This window comes from Arthrospira sp. PCC 9901, from assembly GCF_059013425.1.
Map to the genome: position 1 here is coordinate 4841680 of NZ_CP102296.1, position 17069 is coordinate 4858748.

At 42.6% G+C, this 17069-nt stretch carries 16 protein-coding genes; 10 read left to right on the plus strand and 6 right to left on the minus strand.

What is annotated here, in order from left to right; genetic code table 11:
• Positions 1-62 precede the first annotated feature (62 nt).
• Complete coding sequence (locus NLZ44_RS21460) at positions 63-935, plus strand: S-methyl-5'-thioadenosine phosphorylase (RefSeq protein WP_493751097.1); 873 nt, start codon at positions 63-65, stop codon at positions 933-935.
• Positions 936-1005: 70 nt separating this feature from the next.
• Here NLZ44_RS21460 and NLZ44_RS21465 read toward each other — a convergent pair whose 3' ends face one another.
• Complete coding sequence (locus tag NLZ44_RS21465; RefSeq protein WP_493751098.1) at positions 1006-1581, minus strand: Uma2 family endonuclease; 576 nt, start codon at positions 1579-1581, stop codon at positions 1006-1008.
• Positions 1582-1611: 30 nt separating this feature from the next.
• Positions 1612-2187, minus strand: a complete 576-nt coding sequence (locus NLZ44_RS21470; RefSeq protein WP_493751099.1) for a Uma2 family endonuclease — start codon at positions 2185-2187, stop codon at positions 1612-1614.
• 189 nt (positions 2188-2376) lie between these two features.
• Between NLZ44_RS21470 and NLZ44_RS21475 the strand changes: the two genes are divergently transcribed.
• Positions 2377-3840 (plus strand): serine/threonine protein kinase, encoded by a 1464-nt coding sequence (locus NLZ44_RS21475; protein WP_008050270.1) that lies wholly within the window; start codon positions 2377-2379, stop codon positions 3838-3840.
• 70 nt (positions 3841-3910) lie between these two features.
• On the opposite strand, the gene msrA is transcribed toward NLZ44_RS21475, so the two are convergent.
• Both msrA and rsmI read right to left on the minus strand, forming a co-directional pair.
• On the minus strand, positions 3911-4570 hold the full coding sequence (msrA, locus tag NLZ44_RS21480; RefSeq protein ID WP_006626128.1) for a peptide-methionine (S)-S-oxide reductase MsrA: 660 nt from the start codon (positions 4568-4570) through the stop codon (positions 3911-3913).
• Positions 4571-4614: 44 nt separating this feature from the next.
• On the minus strand, positions 4615-5463 hold the full coding sequence (rsmI, locus tag NLZ44_RS21485; RefSeq protein ID WP_006669257.1) for a 16S rRNA (cytidine(1402)-2'-O)-methyltransferase: 849 nt from the start codon (positions 5461-5463) through the stop codon (positions 4615-4617).
• Positions 5464-5630: 167 nt separating this feature from the next.
• On the opposite strand from rsmI, the gene NLZ44_RS21490 reads away from it, so the two are divergent.
• A complete protein-coding gene (locus tag NLZ44_RS21490) occupies positions 5631-6185 on the plus strand; it encodes a DUF1269 domain-containing protein (RefSeq protein WP_006626126.1) in 555 nt (184 codons plus the stop codon).
• 173 nt (positions 6186-6358) lie between these two features.
• Positions 6359-7204: an SPFH domain-containing protein gene (locus tag NLZ44_RS21495; protein ID WP_111892012.1), complete on the plus strand. Its 846-nt coding sequence runs from the start codon at positions 6359-6361 to the stop codon at positions 7202-7204.
• 19 nt (positions 7205-7223) lie between these two features.
• On the opposite strand, the gene NLZ44_RS21500 is transcribed toward NLZ44_RS21495, so the two are convergent.
• Positions 7224-7646 (minus strand): hypothetical protein, encoded by a 423-nt coding sequence (locus NLZ44_RS21500; protein ID WP_006626124.1) that lies wholly within the window; start codon positions 7644-7646, stop codon positions 7224-7226.
• A gap of 129 nt (positions 7647-7775) precedes the next feature.
• Between NLZ44_RS21500 and NLZ44_RS21505 the strand changes: the two genes are divergently transcribed.
• The 4 genes from NLZ44_RS21505 (at position 7776) to NLZ44_RS21520 (ending at position 12141) form a co-directional block, all read left to right on the plus strand.
• Positions 7776-9602: a S8 family peptidase gene (locus NLZ44_RS21505; protein ID WP_008050288.1), complete on the plus strand. Its 1827-nt coding sequence runs from the start codon at positions 7776-7778 to the stop codon at positions 9600-9602.
• A gap of 99 nt (positions 9603-9701) precedes the next feature.
• Positions 9702-9923 (plus strand): hypothetical protein, encoded by a 222-nt coding sequence (locus tag NLZ44_RS21510; protein WP_006626122.1) that lies wholly within the window; start codon positions 9702-9704, stop codon positions 9921-9923.
• Between the two features lie 27 nt (positions 9924-9950).
• On the plus strand, positions 9951-11033 hold the full coding sequence (locus tag NLZ44_RS21515; protein ID WP_008050291.1) for a polyamine ABC transporter substrate-binding protein: 1083 nt from the start codon (positions 9951-9953) through the stop codon (positions 11031-11033).
• A 10-nt stretch (positions 11034-11043) separates the two neighbouring features.
• A complete protein-coding gene (locus NLZ44_RS21520; protein WP_046321357.1) occupies positions 11044-12141 on the plus strand; it encodes an ABC transporter ATP-binding protein in 1098 nt (365 codons plus the stop codon).
• On the opposite strand, the gene NLZ44_RS21525 is transcribed toward NLZ44_RS21520, so the two are convergent.
• Positions 12138-12806, minus strand: a complete 669-nt coding sequence (locus NLZ44_RS21525) for a rhomboid family intramembrane serine protease (RefSeq protein ID WP_084831810.1) — start codon at positions 12804-12806, stop codon at positions 12138-12140. The two genes, NLZ44_RS21520 and NLZ44_RS21525, sit on opposite strands and share 4 nt — an antisense overlap.
• Before the next feature lie 502 nt (positions 12807-13308).
• Here NLZ44_RS21525 and NLZ44_RS21530 point away from each other — a divergent pair.
• Both NLZ44_RS21530 and NLZ44_RS21535 read left to right on the plus strand, forming a co-directional pair.
• Positions 13309-15204, plus strand: coding sequence for a DUF6798 domain-containing protein (locus NLZ44_RS21530; protein ID WP_493751100.1), 1896 nt, complete (start codon positions 13309-13311; stop codon positions 15202-15204).
• A 72-nt stretch (positions 15205-15276) separates the two neighbouring features.
• Positions 15277-16875, plus strand: a complete 1599-nt coding sequence (locus tag NLZ44_RS21535; protein ID WP_493751101.1) for an ArnT family glycosyltransferase — start codon at positions 15277-15279, stop codon at positions 16873-16875.
• The last annotated feature ends 194 nt before the right edge of the window (positions 16876-17069 follow it).

Consider the following 17069-nt stretch of genomic DNA (forward strand, 5'->3'; position numbering starts at 1 on the left):
GATAATCTTAAACAAGTTCCGCTACAATATCTTGAGTAATATCATCAATAGGGAATGCAATTATGACCCAGGCTAAAATTGGCATTATTGGCGGCAGTGGTCTTTATCAAATGGAAGCCCTCACCGACTTAGAAGAAGTCCTAGTTGAGACACCCTTTGGGTCTCCCTCTGATCTGATTATTTTAGGAACCTTAGAAGGGATGAGGGTAGCTTTTCTGGCGCGTCATGGACGAGATCATAAACTTCTTCCCAGTGAGTTACCTTATCGGGCGAATATTTACGCCATGAAAAGTTTGGGAGTCGAATATATTATTTCCGCCTCCGCTGTCGGTTCTCTGAAAGCTGAGGTTAAGCCTTTAGATATGGTAATTCCTGACCAATTTATTGACCGGACAAAAACCAGAATTTCGACTTTTTTTGGGGATGGAATTGTCGCCCATATTGGTTTTGGTCATCCGGTTTGTAACCAGTTGGCTGCTGTGGTCGGTGATGCTATATCCGCTTTGAATTTACCAGAAGTAACCCTACACAGAGGCGGAACTTATATTTGTATGGAAGGACCCGCTTTTTCCACCCAAGCTGAGTCTAATTTGTATCGAAGTTGGGGGGGGACTGTAATTGGTATGACTAATTTAACAGAAGCCAAACTCGCACGGGAAGCTGAAATAGCCTATGCTACATTAGCCTTAGTAACTGACTATGATTGTTGGCATCCCGACCATGATCATGTTACCGTTGATTTAGTGATTGATAACCTCAAGCATAATGCAGTTAATGCCCAAAAAGTAATTCAGGAAACCGTTAAACGACTCTCTCAAAATATGCCAGAGTCGGAGGCACATTCTGCCTTAAAATATGCCATTCTTACTCCTTTAGCAAAAGTACCACAACCTCGAAAACAACAGCTTCAGTTACTGTTGAAAAAGTATCTTTAAGTTATCCTGAGTACCTTGGGGCTAAATTATTAACAGGTTTTTAGCCCCGCCAGGACTTACCTATGGTTAATTAAGAACCGGGATTAAACACTTGAGATGCTGTTAAATCAATGTGTCTAAATTGGGGTGATATGATTAAATTATCTCCCGCAAAAACTCCGATTTCTGTGTAGCCAGTTTCGGTGATTTCTAAAACTAGGATGGTTTGAGTTTGGGGGTCAACTATCCAATATTCGGGAATGGATAAATCTTGATATTGTATTCTTTTGGCTACATAGTCTCTGTCTCTTTGTAACTCTCCAGGACTCACTACTTCTATGACTAATAAAGGTGGTAACATCGACAGGCGAATGGTATTACGTTGGGAGAGTTGCTCAATATGTTCTGGTCGAATAATGGTTAAATCTGGATAACGATTTTTGGGTTCACCTCTCACTTCTAATTCTAATCCTTGACCTCGGACGCGACGATAGCCGACAATAGCAGCAAATTGAATTAGTAAAAATGTGGCTATTTCAATATTTAAACCTGATTCTGGAGGCATTTCTATGAGTTCTCCGTTGAATAATTCATAGAATTTTTCGGAAGCATCATGATCAGATAAATATTCATCGAAACTTTGAAATCTGGGCTTGGCTTCTAGCATGAGATGAACTCCTTTAACTAATAGGGTTAATTAATAACCGGGATTAAACACTTGATATGCTGTTAAATCAAGCTGTCTAAATTGGGGTGATATGATTAAATTATCTCCCGCAAAAACTCCGATTTCTGTGTAGCCAGTTTCGGTGATTTCTAAAACTAGGATGGTTTGAGTTTGGGGGTCAACTATCCAATATTCGGGAATGGATAAATCTTGATATTGTATTCTTTTGGCTACATAGTCTCTGTCTCTTTGTAACTCTCCAGGACTCACGACTTCTATGGCTAATAAAGGTGGTAACATCGACAGGCGAATGGTATTACGTTGGGAGAGTTGCTCAATATGTTCTGGTCTAATAATGGTTAAATCTGGATAACGATTTTTGGGTTCGCCTCTCACTTCTAATTCTAATCCTTGACCTCGGACTCTATCTGTTCCTATCATCAAAGCAAAAACCAAAAACAGACGATTAGCAATTTGTATATTTAAACCTGATTCTGGGGGCATTTCTATGAGTTTTCCGTTAAATAATTCATAGAGTTTTTCGGAAGTATCATGATAAGATAAATATTCGTCAAAACTTTGAAATCTGGGTTTGGCTTGTAGCATGATATGAACTCCTTTGTATTTGTAGTAGTAAGCATGAATGGTTAAGGAGGATTTGACTATAATTTCGCCCTAGGATAATTATAACAGGTCAAATGGTGTAGTTTACTTGATGAGACTAGATTTGGGAAGCACAAATATCTACATTTATGGCAGAATAGTTATAGCACCCTGTTTGAAGATTATGTATCAATGTTATCAACTGAGACTATTCTAGCCGATCGCTTTCAACTCCGGGAATCCCTAAACAGTAACCCAGTCCGCCAAACCTGGTTAGGGCGAGATCTCCAAAGGCGCGATCGCGTGGTAATTAAACTATTAGCCATGGGAAATGGTATGCAATGGGATGATGTGAAACTCCTAGAAAGGGAAGCAGAAGTTCTCCAACGACTCGACCATCCTCGTCTAGTGCGTTACCGGGATTATTTCTCGGTTGATGACCAGAATTTATGGTTTGGTTTAGTCACAGAATATTTACCCGGTGTTTCCCTGAAGCAAAAACTAGAATCTGGATACACTTTTAGTCGTCCAGAAGTTTTGTGGATCGCGACAGAAGTTTTAGAAATTCTCAGTTATTTACATCAATTTGCGCCGCCAATTTTGCACCGAGACATTAAACCAAGTAACTTAATTTGGGGTGAAGATAACCGCATATATTTAATTGATTTTGGTTCGGTACAGATTCAATTTCCCACCCCTGGCGCGACTTTTACGGTGGTGGGAACTTTAGGTTATACACCCATTGAACAATTTGGCGGTCAGTCAACGACGGCTTCTGACCTTTATGCGTTAGGGATGACGTTAGTACATTTATTAACAGGTTGTCCTCCGGCTGATTTTCCCCAAGAAAGTTTTAGGGTAAAATTTCGCGATCGCATTCCCCCCAAAACAGATATCCGTTTAATCACCTGGTTAGAATGTCTGACAGAACCCCTACCAGAAAACCGTTTTCCTAGTGCTGATGACGCATTATTAGAGTTACAAAAACTCAATTTTCGGGCATTAATTGCACCCGCCACAGAGTCAAATATCAACTTATCCCAAACTGATGATAAATTGACAATTCAAATTCCCTGTCGGTTTTCCCTGCAATTTATTCGCCCTATGCGCCACACAGCCAAATGGTTAGTAGCCACGACTAAGGAAAAGTTAAATAATCTGAATATTCTAGTTAAGTCGGGGGTATTTGTATCGATAATCATCACTTTAATAATCTTGGAAAAGCTACCGATACCCACCGGAAAAATCGCCCTATTTTTATTAGAGGTGATCGCGGCACTGCCATTAATTGGGTTAATTTTAGCTATGCCGGTCAGTCTGATATTTCTAGTAGCTATCCTGACATCTGGGGAAAAATATTTCGAGAGAATTAGCCTAAACTTTGATAGTAGCACCTATGAAATATGCTGGCATTCCTCGGCTTTCACTCGCCGCCAGAGGGGGAAACTTTCTTATATCCAAGAAATTAATCCTTTATGTCTACAGGATAGCGAAGGCAATTTTCACCACAGCTTAGAAATTGTGACTCAAGAACCGTTATTTTTTGTATTTTCTCGCCGTCGCACCTACCGTATCGGACAGCAACTACAGGAAGCAGAAGTTAAGCATATTCAACAGGAAATCAGCCATTGGATAGGCAATCAAAATCATGGATAATTGAGGGAGGCAAATAAATAGTGCGTCAGACTGATGTTTGAGTCGGACGCACCGTAGGAAATTCAGGGGATTAAACGGAAGTTTCGGTCATAGCGGGACATCCCACACCAGTGCCACCTAAACCACAATAACCATTGGGATTTTTGCCTAGGTATTGCTGATGATAGGCTTCAGCATAATAGAATTCCTGGGCGGGAGCAATTTCTGTGGTAATCTCACCGTAACTCGCGGCGGAGAGTGCTTGTTGATAGCGATCGCGAGAAGCCAAAGCTAGGCGTTGTTGTTCGTCTGAATAGGTATAAATAGCGGATCGATATTGAGTTCCGGTATCATTACCCTGGCGCATTCCCTGGGTGGGGTTATGGCTTTCCCAGAAGAGTTTGAGTAAATCAGTATAACTGATCACTTTGGGGTCAAATACCACCAATACCACTTCTGTATGACCAGTCATACCGCTGCAAACCTCTTCATAGGTGGGATTTTTGGTATATCCTCCCGCATAGCCTACAGCGGTGCTAAACACGCCCTGCTGTTGCCAGAATTTCCGTTCAGCGCCCCAAAAGCAGCCCAAACCAAAAACGGCTTGTTCCATGCCTTCGGGAAAAGGGGGTTTAAGGGGGTTCCCATTGATATAGTGGCGATCAGGAACTGACATGACTCGATCGCGTCCAGGAAGGGCTTCTTCTGGCTTAGGGAGAGATTTTTTCTTGCCGAATCCGAATAGTACCATGATATTTTGTGGATTTTGTCTTAACGTTACTTTACATTTTAGTGTTATTGGTCAGCAAGGGTAAGGGCGAGTTGATAAATTTGGCGACGGGACAGTGATAAATTTTCGGCTAACTGGCGACTGGCTTGCGATCGCGACAGTCCCTGCTGTAGTAACTGTTGTAATTGCGCGAGGATATCTTCCTCTGACAGGGTGGGGGTTGTGGGTGTAACTGGTGCGATCGCAATAGTTAATTCTCCTCGGACTTCCCTGTTTTGGTAATATTCCGCCGCCCCCCTCAGGCTACCGCGCCAAAATTCCTCATGGAGTTTGGTTAATTCCCGCGCGATCACCACACCATGATCGTCGCCCAAAATATCGATTAAATCGCTCAAAGTCTGTCGCAGTCGGTGGGGAGACTCATATAAAATCATGGTCCGACACTGGGAACGCAAGGCTTCTAGGCGTTTTTGGCGGTCTTTACCTTTGGCGGGTAAAAAGCCTTCAAACACAAAGCGATCGGTTGGTAGTCCCGACCCACTCAGTGCGGTTAAACAGGCGCTAACACCAGGAATGGGAACTACAGGAACACCAGCTTCGATACAGGCTTGTACCAACTCGGTACCGGGGTCAGAAATTCCCGGCATTCCCGCATCAGTTACTATAGCGATCGCACTTCCACCATTAAGGCGATCGATTAATTCAGGAAGCCGACGGCTTTGGTTATGTTGATGGTAGCTAATTTGGGGCGTTTCAATCTGAAAGTGATGTAGTAATTTCCCCGTGTGGCGGGTATCTTCCGCCGCAATGAGATCCACGGATTTTAAAGTCTGCAAAGCCCGAAATGTTATATCATCTAGGTTCCCTATGGGAGTACCAACAATATATAGGGTTCCCATTTGTAGATGTGTCATTGAACGTTATCGTTATTTGGGGAGTCCGTTAGAGATATTTGGCGGGCAGGTCAAACAGGCCCAGATTACCACTTACTCTCCTTGGCTGAAACTATTGTACTGTGATTGTCTCCATTGTGCTAGAGTTGGTCATATTTTAGTTAACTCTTCTACAGGAGCCAAATCACATGACCTCAATCGAAACCCCTACAACTCTAATTGTTGCTGCATATAATGACAAAAATCAAGCCAAGGAAGTTCTGAAAGTCCTTAAAGATATGCAGCGCGCTGGCATTATTTTGATTGTTAATGCGGCGGTCATGGTCAAGAATGAAAAAGGCAAAGTTTCCATTAGTGAAACCGGAGACACTGGCCCGCGTGGGGGTGCAATTATGGGGGGTATCACCGCTGGATTAATTGCTTTATTTAATCCCATTGGTGCTTTAGGCGTAATTGCTATGACTGCTGGCGGTGCGGGTGTTGGGGCTTTAGTTACCCACTTTATTGATTTGGGTTTCCCCCAAGAAGACCTCAAGGATTTATCGGAGTCTTTAACCCCTGGTAGTTCTGCTTTAATTGCTTTGGTAGAACAAACTTGGGTAGAAAAGGTATGTGAGGAATTGGCGAAATTTGAGGGAAAACTTTATCGCCGTGCTATTAAAGAAGATATTGCGGCTCAGTTAACAGAAACAGCTAAAACTGTTGAGGTGGAACCGGAAACCGAGTCGGAGTCAAATCAGTAAATTATCCATCTCACTCACCAGAGACTTGAGAAGTTACCTAAAAGTTAACAGTAAATATGGTAAATGTTAAGTGGATATATTTACTGTTAGCCAAAATTGTGCTATAATCAATGGCAGGGTGTGACTGGATAGGTTAAACTAACTTTAAAATTATCAGATAAATGTGAGGTTCTATGGCTCAGTATATCCTCGCGCTATTGATTTCGTTAGGCATTGGATTTGGGGTAAATTCTTCAATTAGAATTATCAGTGATGGAGACGAAGCATTAGTGGCTCGGTTAGGGAAATATAACCGAACTCTGAAGCCTGGCTTACAGTTTGTGATCCCGGTGATTGAAAAAATAGTACACTATGATACTTTGCGGGAGAGGCTGTTAGATATTCCCAAACAAGAGGCAATTACTAAAGATAATGTTCCCCTAACCATTGATGCTTTGGTGTTTTGGAAAATCCAAGATATGCGAAAATCCTTCTATGACATTCAGGGAGTAGAAGATGCGATCGCTAATTTAGTAACTACCACTTTGCGGGCGGAAGTGGGATTAAGAAATATGGAGGATATGTTTTCCTCTATTAATGAAATTAATACCGCACTGCTGCATAGCCTAGCCGAAAAAACGGTAAATTGGGGAGTGCAAGTAGTACGGGTTGATTTACAAAGCATTGAACCTCCGGCTAAGGTGAAATTAGCCATGGAGGCTCAAAGGGCTGCCGAGAGTCAAAAAAAGGCTGATATCAGTATAGCAGAAGGTAAAGCCGCATCAATTAAAGTGTTAGCAGAAGTGCTGAAGCTAGATCCAAACAGTCGAGAATTTTTACAGTTTTTAATTGCTAAACAGTTCGTAGACGCTAATCAACAAATTAGCATGAGTGAGAATGCCAAAGTAATATTTATGGACCCGTCCCAATTAACGGAAGCCCTCACCGGACTAATAGACCAGGATATGTCAAGAGTTGAGTCCCAGGCGGCTATGAGAGCAAAACTATTCTCTAAGGGAAATAGTCAGCCGAAAGAATAGTAATCATGAAGCCGGGAAATTAGGCGTTAATTTTCTGCCAAGTGTCCTGCAAATATTGGCACCACTGGGCGGCGAGGGAAAGTTGCGTAAAGGGAACACGGATCGGGTCAGGTTCATCTTGCAGGATAAATTCTAACTCGACGGATTTTCCTTTTTGGGGGAGTTGATCGAGGCTGACAGATTTATGATCCACCAATAGCCATATTGACTGAACATCCCGGAGAGAAAAAGTTTGTAAGTTAACGGGACCGTGGCGAGTGGGTTTACCCCAGGTCAGTTGGTCGCCACTGTGACCTAAGACCGCATAGATATCATATTTGGCTTGATCAAATTTTTCGGCCCACGGCTTATAGGCTTCTAACTTCTGATATTCATTCCACCCAGACCAGGCGAGTCCAATAAACACAGCCAGCAGGGGAAGCCACAGTAATCCTCGTTCCATAATTTATCTGATTTGAGCGTTTAATACGAATTTAGAATCTTCGAGATACAATAGAGTCACCAATTTGATGATTTGTCTGGTCGGTAACTGACCGTTGGACGAATTAGCCGTTAACTATGGCAAAAACCCATGAAAAGATTTCTACTACTTTGCCTATTCCTGCTTGGGTTGGGCTGGGCGGTGTCTAACTTCACTGGCTTGGCTACCCAAGGCACATTCGATTCGATTGTACTAGATTTTCGGGAAGATTTGACTCAAACGGAAATAGCCGATCGCATTAGAACGATCGCCGATCAGTATCAAGTAGTTCCTCAGTTAAACAGTAAATTCTCAAAGGACGATAACATTTATGTGGTTCGTGGCGATCGCGATCTACTCAGATCCCTAAGAAGGTCTTTCCGCCAAGACACAGAAGCGATCGAACCTAACTTTATTTACAGCATTGACACTCAACCCATGAATGTGGGGGCGATTATTTGGGGTGACTCAAATAACTTTCCCAACGACCCCCTCTACGGTAAACAGTGGAATTTACGCAGCATCAATGTAGAGGAAGCCTGGAAAGAAACCCAAGGAGAAGGGGTGACCGTCGCGGTCATTGATACCGGAGTCAGTCGGGTTCCCGATTTAAAAGATACCGAATTTGTCCCCGGTTATGACTTTGTGAATAACCGCCGGGAAGCCTCCGATGATAACGGACATGGAACCCATGTAGCCGGAACTATTGCCCAATCCACCAACAATGGCTATGGGGTGGCAGGTATTGCCCACCGCGCCAAAATCATGCCCTTAAAAGTCCTCTCAGCCGGTGGTGGTGGCACAATTTCCGACATTGCAGAGGCGATTAGATTTGCGGCTGACAATGGCGCTGATGTCATTAACATGAGTCTCGGTGGTGGCGGCGAAACTCAATTGATGAAAGATGCGATCGACTACGCCTATAACAAGGGTGTAGTAATTATTGCAGCCGCTGGTAACTCTGGAGAAAATGCGGCAGCTTATCCCGCCCGTTATCCCAGAGTGGTAGCAGTTTCTGCCCTCGACTCTACCGGAAACAAAACCCCCTACTCTAATTTTGGCGCAGGTGTGGATATTTCTGCCCCCGGCGGCTTGACCCAAGGCGGCAATGAAGATGGAGGCATTCTCCAGGAAACCATTAACCCCGACACAGGCGGCTCAACCTTTGCCGCTTTTCAGGGGACCAGTATGGCTTCCCCCCATGTGGCTGGAGTGGCAGCTTTAATTCGCGCCACCGGGGTTGATAGCCCTGATGAAATTGTAGCCATTCTCAAAGAGTCCTCCCGTCAAGTGGCGGAAGACCCCTTTAATCATTTTGGCGCTGGTCATTTGGACGCTGCTAGTGCTGTACAAGTGGCGCTGCGGGGACAAATTTCCTTCCGTGACTTTTTCCGCTGGCTGCGGGAAAGTGGTTATCTGAGTCCGCGTTTCTGGATTGATGGCGGTGCGGTGGCTTTATTGCCCAAAATTGCCATGGTTTTGGGGTCCTATTTATTGGCTTGGTTCCTCCGCAATTATTTCCCCTTCCGCTGGGGTTGGTCTATGGCTGGCGGTTTGATAGCCGGAAGCAGTGGTCTATTTTTATTGCGGGGTCTGTATATCTTTGATTTGCCTCAATGGCCGATGCGGGTTATGGGTAGTTCTTTACCTGAACTTGGCGGCGCAATTCAGGGTAGCAGTATCTTGAATCCTGTGTTTGCTAGTGTATTGATTCCGGCGGTTTTGGTGGTACTATTCCTCGGTCATCCAGAATGGAAGTGGCTGGCGATCGGTACTACTATTGGCGTGGCTAGTTTTTTGGTGATCAGTGCCTTTATTTCCCCAGCCGTTTGGGGTCTGGGAAGTGGTGCGATCGCCCGTGGTTTCTTGGTGATTAACGCCCTATTATGTATCGGTTTGGCGAGTTTAGCCTTGAAGTCGGAAACGACGATCGCTTAACTATTAGCACCTTGACTTCTATTTCCCCTCTGCTATGTCGGTGGAGGGGAATTATTCGGAATCTATCAAGTTTTTGACATCATTGGAGGGTGACTCAATATGACTATCACTGTTGAAGGTGTTGTGGAAAAAAAAGGTTTTGGGACGGGGACTTGGGCGCTGGTTAGTGCTGAACAAACCTATGAGTTGAAGGATGCACCCCCGGAGTTACAGCAGTCGGGGAAAAAGGCGATCGTTCAGGGGATTATTCGCGAAGATGTGATGACTCTGGCGATGATTGGTCCGGTTTTACAGGTGGAGTCTTTTCAGACGCTATCTTAGGGTTAATTTAGGAGAGATGACTAGACAATGAAGCGACTGTTAACGTTAATATTACTGTTTGTATTGGGTGTGATTTTGCCTTGGGGTTGTGCGGCTACCAGTCCTGATGGGTCTCTGACTGGGACAGGTTCACAGAATGTTCTCAATATCTATAACTGGTCAAGTTATATTGACCCACAGGCGATCGCTCAATTTGAACGAGAATATAACGTTAAAATTAACTATGATACCTACGAGAGTGGGGAAAGTATGTATGCCAAACTACAAGCCGGCAATCCGGGTTATGATGTGGTATTTTCCCCCGATTATATGGTAAAAATTATGGTTAATCAGGGAATGTTACAACCTCTCGATTTGGCGAGGATTCCTAATATTATCCATCTCGACCCGCAGTTTGCTAACCCTCCCTATGACCCCGGAAATCAATATAGTATTCCCTATCAGTGGGTGACTTTGGGAATAGGTTATAACATTGATAGAGTCGGGGAAAATATTAACAGTTGGTCTCAATTATTTGACCCTAATTTTGCCTCCAGGGTTTCCCTATTAGATGATATGCGACACACCATGGGGGCGGTATTAATTTATTTGGGTTATGATCCTAATACTACTAACCAAAATGAAATTTTTGCCGCTAGGGATTTCTTAATTCAAAATAGTTCTCATATCACCGCCTTTGTTCCTGATACTGGTCAAAATCTCCTTAATCAAGGTGAAGTTGATATGACTATGGAATACAGCGGCGATATCTTTCAAGTAATGCAAGAAAATCCTAGGTTGCGTTATGCAATTCCTCAAGAAGGCACAATTATTGGTATGGATAATATGGTCATTCCTACAGGCGCACCTAACCCGGATCTGGCTTTGAAATTCATTAATTTTATCATGGAACCAGAAATTAGTGCCAAAATCTCCAATTTTATTAACTATGGTTCCCCTAATAAAACGGCGATCGCTGAAAAGTTGATTAAACCAGAAAATTTGGCAAATCCTGGTATTTATCCCCCTCCCGAAGTTTTTGCGAAACTCAGATATTTGGAAGATGTCGGAGAAGCTACCATCTTTTATGATCAAGCATGGACAGAGGTTAAGTTGGGTGTAGGGTCTTAATTTAGCTACTATGAATCATGCGGTTGAACTCGTCAATGTTTCTAAGACCTTTCGGGGGAGTAAGCATCGAGATTTTTTAGCAGTCAATGACTTAAATTTACAGATTCGAGATGGGGAGTTTTTCTCCCTCCTCGGACCTTCTGGCTGTGGGAAAACTACCACATTAAGAATGATTGCTGGGTTTGAATTACCTACCACCGGAGAAGTTTATATTCACGGTCAAGCTATGGGTAAGCGACCTCCCTTTCACCGTCCGGTTAATACTGTATTCCAACATTATGCTTTGTTTCCTCATTTGACTGTCGCCCAAAATATCGCCTTTGGACTGGAGATGGAAAATTTACCCTCTGCGGAAATTAGCGATCGCCTCTCTCAGGTGTTGGAGTTAGTCAAATTAACCGAAATGCGCGATCGCTATCCTCGTCAGCTATCCGGGGGACAGCAGCAGCGCGTCGCCTTAGCTAGGTCTCTAGTTAAACAGCCAGAGGTTTTATTATTTGACGAACCTTTAGGCGCTTTAGACATGAAATTGCGGAAACAAATGCAACTGGAACTTAAACAAATGCAGCAACGTATCGGAATTACTTTTATTTATGTTACCCACGACCAAGAAGAAGCCCTAACTATGTCCGATCGCATTGCTATTATGAACCAGGGAGAGGTTCAACAGGTCGGAACTCCTATCGAAATTTACGAGTATCCAAAAACTAGATTTGTCGCTGATTTTATTGGGGATAGTAACTTCCTCACCGGACGGGTTATACAAATTAATAATGAACAGCAAACCGTGTTAGTTGATGAATCTCTACCTATTCAAATTGCCGCCGAACATAGTCTTTCTGTCGGACAAATTGTAACATTAGTAATTAGACCCGAAAAAATTACTCTATATCCAGCCAAGTCTGTTCATATTCCCAGTTGGTCTGGACTCTTGGAAGAAAGGGTTTATATCGGTACTGATACCCGCTACAAAGTTAAACTCTCCCCCAACTGTTATGTTATGGTCAGAGTCCAAAATTGGCATCGAGATGACCTCCAAAGATACCAGCCAGGTCAACAGGTTGAAGTGTTTGTATCTCCTGAAAGTATTGGGGTTCTGGAATCTTAGTTATTTGCACCTCCTCTTGAGGAAAATAACCCCAGTATCGGCGCAAGAATTATACCAAAAATAAACCCTCCCGCATGAGCCCAATAAGCTACCCCCCCGACTTCTTCTCCCGTAACTGTATCTATATTAGCAGTAGAACTCCCGGCAATAAATTGGAATGCAAACCATAAAATTAGGAAGAAATAAGCCGGAAGTTTAATAGGAATAAATGGGAAAAATGGGAAGATTACTAATAATTTTGCCCGAGGAAACCGAATTAAATAGGCTCCTAAAACTCCGGCGATCGCTCCACTTGCTCCCAACAATGGTATGATAGAATCAGGGGAGGAAAACCCTTGAATCAACGCCGCTGCTATTCCGCATAGTATATAGAAAATCAAAAACTTGAAATGACCTAAACAATCTTCAATATTGTTGCCAAAAATACTCAGAAACAACATATTTCCCACAATGTGACCAATACCACCGTGCATAAATTGCGAGGTAATTAGAGTCAACCAAGCTGGAAAAGTAAATGTTGCTGCTGGTATATCAGATGGACAACTTTGGGCGAGTTGACAGGGTATAAATGCACCAGTATAGATAATTTTTTCTACTTGTTCAGGCTCGGAAACAATCACCAGAAATTGTAGTGCAAAAACTATCAGATTGATAATAATTAACACCTTGGTTACCCAAGGGTTAATCTGAGTTGGGTTATCATCATGAATGGGAATCAGGGGAGAGTACCTCTTAATTGATATACATTACATCTGCGATTATACCATTTTTGATATATGACCCGGACTCTATCCCCAGGGGTATAATTAACCCATAATGGACATATCACCACTTAGCCTCCCCTAACCCTTATCTGGTAGGAGTTACAGCTAAGTTGGTATCTGATGCGATCGGCACAATTTCAGTGGGAAAGATGCAAGTTTTCGCTAAAATGCAACCGATCGCATTTTTTTTGACAATTTGGGGAGCAAAAACTATCCTGGTGTAGTCAATACACTTGGGATTCTACAATCTGTAGAATGGAATATACATAGGGCTGTCGGTCAAAGCGATCGGCGGCTTTTCTCAAGTTAGAGGGTAAAGAGGGTTTGAGTAAGTCATGATACTATTATAACTCGGTAATTTCACAGTTGCCCCAAAATTTATATAATATTTCTCAGGTGTACTATGAACCTCAGCCCTAGACTTCGGGGATGGCAACTAGGAGCGATCGCTTTTTTATTAATAGGCGCAACTCTAGTTTTTTATGGCTATGAACTAGGATCAGCTAATCTCCGTAATCAACTACCAGCCATAGCTTTTCTGGTAGATAATCATCTTTACCCTCGCGATTTTTATGTACAGGAAATGGTGGAATTTAACCCCCGTTTTTTTTATTACCATTTAATAGCTTTTCCGGCTAAGTTAGGATTGAGTATTGCCGGAATTATCTGGGTTTATTATATCATAGCATTTACCAGTTTTATGCTGGGTTTATATGCGATCGGCAAAATTTTCCTATCCGACTCTATATCCCCAAGTATTCTGGTATTTTTAGGCTTAACCGCCGCCAATGGAACTATTGGTTTTACCAATTTATTTCGCCAAGAACCCATCCCCGCCGTCTTAGCTATGGGTTTAGCCATTTGGGGGATTTACTATAGTTTTCGCAGTCGTTGGATTATCGGATATAGCCTATTTGGTTTAGCCATTTTACTGCAATTTTTAATAGGTTTTATTCCTGGAATATTATTTATTCCGATTATGGCTATAAAAAAAATTAATGATAATAAATCCAGTAAATCGATAATCATCGGATTAATAATTTGGCTAATTTTTGCCGCCTGTGTATATGTTCCTATGAAGTTATTATCAGAAACTGACAGCCAGATAATTACCCCGGAAAAATTCATTCATTTATACGCTTATATTCGCCATCCCCATCATCTAATTTATTCCCAGTTTGGTTTAACAGGTTCTAGGGGTTGGTTAAATTTTATCGGTTTCGTGATTTCTGGGTTAATTATGATGCGGACTTCATCCATATTAAAAGCCGAGCAAAAAACCAATTTACAAATCCTCTTAATTGTCGGTTTAGCATTATTATCTATGGGTTATATTTTTGTAGAAGTGATTCCCGTGGCGACCTTCGCTAAACTACAATTAGCGCGCACCAGTCCTTTTATACAACTACTAGGATTAATAGCGATCGCTCTTTGGGTGAAACAAGCATATCGAACCGGAAATCTCCCCCTAGGCTGTTTATTAATTAGCATATCTGTAATTAAAAATAGTGGGATTGTCTTATTAATTGTAGCCATCACCCTAGGAATATCATTAAATTATAGTTCACAACTCAAAAAAACCTGGATAATTGCTGTATTAACAGGATTAATTTTAGGAATATCAATTATGCTATGTTCCTATTTTGGGGTGATCATAGCCCTGATGTATTTAGGTTTTTTAATTAGACAAAATCACCCAGCTATTAAATCTCCATGGATTAACTATATTTCAGTGCTTTTTCTCATATTAACTTTAGTGTTAAATTATCACTATCACCTATTTTTAGGATTCACCCTAGCTTACCCAATTATTGCCTGTAAAAGTAGACTACCAAAACCCCTAAAAATTTCGATATTATCACTATTAATAATTACCGGAATATGGTCAATACCACATCGGCTAAAAATCACCGCCACACCCCACCAACCAGTCGAAATTTTAGCCCAGCGTTTTCAACAGCAAAGTTCCCCAAATGCCCTAGTTTTAGTTCCCCCTTCCGATGAAAAATTCCGTTTCTACTCTCAACGTTCGGTCCTCTGGTCTTTTAAAAGTTTTCCGTTTACAGATAGGGGTATAATAGAATGGGAAAAACGGATGCAAAGCATCACAGGAATCGTCCATCAATCACCCAGCGTTTTAGATGAACAATATCGCCAAAAATCAGCATCAGAATTGATAGCAGTAGCCCGAAGTTTTGACGCTGATTATATTCTGACCCGCCGAGACTGGCATCCTCAGCTAGAAGGAAAAATGATAGACCAAGCCGAAAACTGGGTAATTTGGCAAATACCTAGGTAGCGTAATATTGATAATACATAAACTCCGGTTTTAAGATATCATACATTTGATAACTATTTTGCCCAAATATTTATGAGTAAGACTTCTGGTGTCATCCCCCCGTTAAAAAAAGGCGATCGCATCTCCCCAAAGTGGATAATTGCCACCGTCCTATTTTTTCTAACCATTCTAACTAGACTCCCATTTCATACCCAATTCCCCCAGGGAGACGAGGGGCATTTTGCCATGGCAGTGTTAGAGTTTGATGTTAGCAAAACACAGCCGCAAATGCCAGGAATGTTTATCATTTTTATCTGGATGGCGCGATTTTTTCACCTATTTTTAGATGACCCTACCTTGAGTCTGGTAGCCGTTAATATCGTCGCATCTGGGGTGACAGTAGCCGCCCTTTATCTATTAGCAAAAAGCTGGTATAATCATCAAGTAGGTTTATCTGTAGCCCTCCTAACTCTCACCAGTCCCCTGTTTTGGTATCACAGTGTAACTGCCTTTTCCCATACCCTAGAATTTAGCTGGGTGGTGCTAATTATTGCCGCCGCTTATTTAACCAGTTTCGCAAATAGACCCGCCCTATTTACCCTAGCTATATTGATGGGATTAGCCGGAGGTATTCGCCCTAGTACCCCATTTTTTATGTTGCCCCTAGCCCTGACTTCCCTATTTTTAGGATGGCGTTTTGGGTCTCCCAATTCGGGATATAGGTTCAAATTAACCGATGTATTTATAGCTGTAAGTTTGGGATTGGCAGCCGTGGCTGTTTGGTTTATTCCCTTAATTGCAAGTAGCGGCGGCTGGGATAATTATTGGCAATTAGTACAGGAATGGCTCCCCCTACATACAGAACGCAGAGACGCTGATTCTTTGGTGAAAATCTTTGACAATTTAATGGTGTTTATGAAAGCATATTTCCGCCTAATAGGTGTAGCCATTATTCCGATGTTGTGGATTTTGGTATGCGATCGCCAAGCTATTGCACACCTAATTCGGCGCGATCGACGCATTCAAACCCTGTCTTTATCTTGGGTTCCCGGAATGCTTTATTTTCTATTTGTACATCTGCGCCGCAAGTCTCAAACTTTTACAATTATGCCAGGAATTATGATGATGGCAGGTCTAACAATTGTATGGTTAGGAGACCGTTGGGAAAAACAAAAACCCGATTTTTTTACAACTATATCCGCCACTATACCCAAGCCTTTTCAGAAATCTGTCGTCTTCTCAGGTTGGGGGATAGTAACAGCGGCGATCGTCTGTGTAAATGGTTTATTTTTCCTCTTCGGTCCAGCGGGAATGCCTACCGCCCAGGATGTACGGGTGTTTAACCGCGATATAGGCGAGAGGATCGAGTTTGTGCGCGATCGCTTTTCCCCCGAAACCACCGTGGTTTTGACTCGCCATTACTATTATCGCCTGGTAGACCTATATTTATCTGACTACCAACAACAGGGTTTATCTCGCGATTTGGGACCAGAGGCGATCGTTCTCCCCCCCCATGTAGAGACCTTGGTTTTGTTGGATAACCGCATTTTCCCAGACCCTACACAAACACCCGGTTTCCAAACTCTGGAAATGCCTAGCGGAAACCCAATCCGCTATATCACCTGGTCTGAGGACTCCCAGTTACAACTGGGCGACCAGGGCGCTATACTCATCTATAAATCTAATTTCTAATTCACAGAAAAGCCGATAGATCGGCGCGGGTGGGTTGCCCAAATTAACTCAAGGGGCTCTACCCGTCTTTTCGCATCATCACCTTACCCTTGTAGCCTTGTAGGTTCGGTTTTCTTAATATTCCAGCTTACCTCGTATCTTGAGAAAGTAACACGAAACCCCCTCAAAAGAAAACTGCTATACTATAAAACAGC

Excerpts from the sequence above, each read along its gene's own strand:
- NLZ44_RS21460 (WP_493751097.1), top strand. The coding sequence starts at position 63 with ATGACCCAGGCTAAAATTGGCATTATTGGCGGCAGTGGTCTTTATCAA.
- NLZ44_RS21465 (WP_493751098.1), bottom strand. The coding sequence starts at position 1,581 with ATGCTAGAAGCCAAGCCCAGATTTCAAAGTTTCGATGAATATTTATCT.
- NLZ44_RS21470 (WP_493751099.1), bottom strand. The coding sequence starts at position 2,187 with ATGCTACAAGCCAAACCCAGATTTCAAAGTTTTGACGAATATTTATCT.
- NLZ44_RS21475 (WP_008050270.1), top strand. The coding sequence starts at position 2,377 with ATGTTATCAACTGAGACTATTCTAGCCGATCGCTTTCAACTCCGGGAA.
- msrA (WP_006626128.1), bottom strand. The coding sequence starts at position 4,570 with ATGGTACTATTCGGATTCGGCAAGAAAAAATCTCTCCCTAAGCCAGAA.
- rsmI (WP_006669257.1), bottom strand. The coding sequence starts at position 5,463 with ATGACACATCTACAAATGGGAACCCTATATATTGTTGGTACTCCCATA.
- NLZ44_RS21490 (WP_006626126.1), top strand. The coding sequence starts at position 5,631 with ATGACCTCAATCGAAACCCCTACAACTCTAATTGTTGCTGCATATAAT.
- NLZ44_RS21495 (WP_111892012.1), top strand. The coding sequence starts at position 6,359 with ATGGCTCAGTATATCCTCGCGCTATTGATTTCGTTAGGCATTGGATTT.
- NLZ44_RS21500 (WP_006626124.1), bottom strand. The coding sequence starts at position 7,646 with ATGGAACGAGGATTACTGTGGCTTCCCCTGCTGGCTGTGTTTATTGGA.
- NLZ44_RS21505 (WP_008050288.1), top strand. The coding sequence starts at position 7,776 with ATGAAAAGATTTCTACTACTTTGCCTATTCCTGCTTGGGTTGGGCTGG.
- NLZ44_RS21510 (WP_006626122.1), top strand. The coding sequence starts at position 9,702 with ATGACTATCACTGTTGAAGGTGTTGTGGAAAAAAAAGGTTTTGGGACG.
- NLZ44_RS21515 (WP_008050291.1), top strand. The coding sequence starts at position 9,951 with ATGAAGCGACTGTTAACGTTAATATTACTGTTTGTATTGGGTGTGATT.
- NLZ44_RS21520 (WP_046321357.1), top strand. The coding sequence starts at position 11,044 with ATGAATCATGCGGTTGAACTCGTCAATGTTTCTAAGACCTTTCGGGGG.
- NLZ44_RS21530 (WP_493751100.1), top strand. The coding sequence starts at position 13,309 with ATGAACCTCAGCCCTAGACTTCGGGGATGGCAACTAGGAGCGATCGCT.
- NLZ44_RS21535 (WP_493751101.1), top strand. The coding sequence starts at position 15,277 with ATGAGTAAGACTTCTGGTGTCATCCCCCCGTTAAAAAAAGGCGATCGC.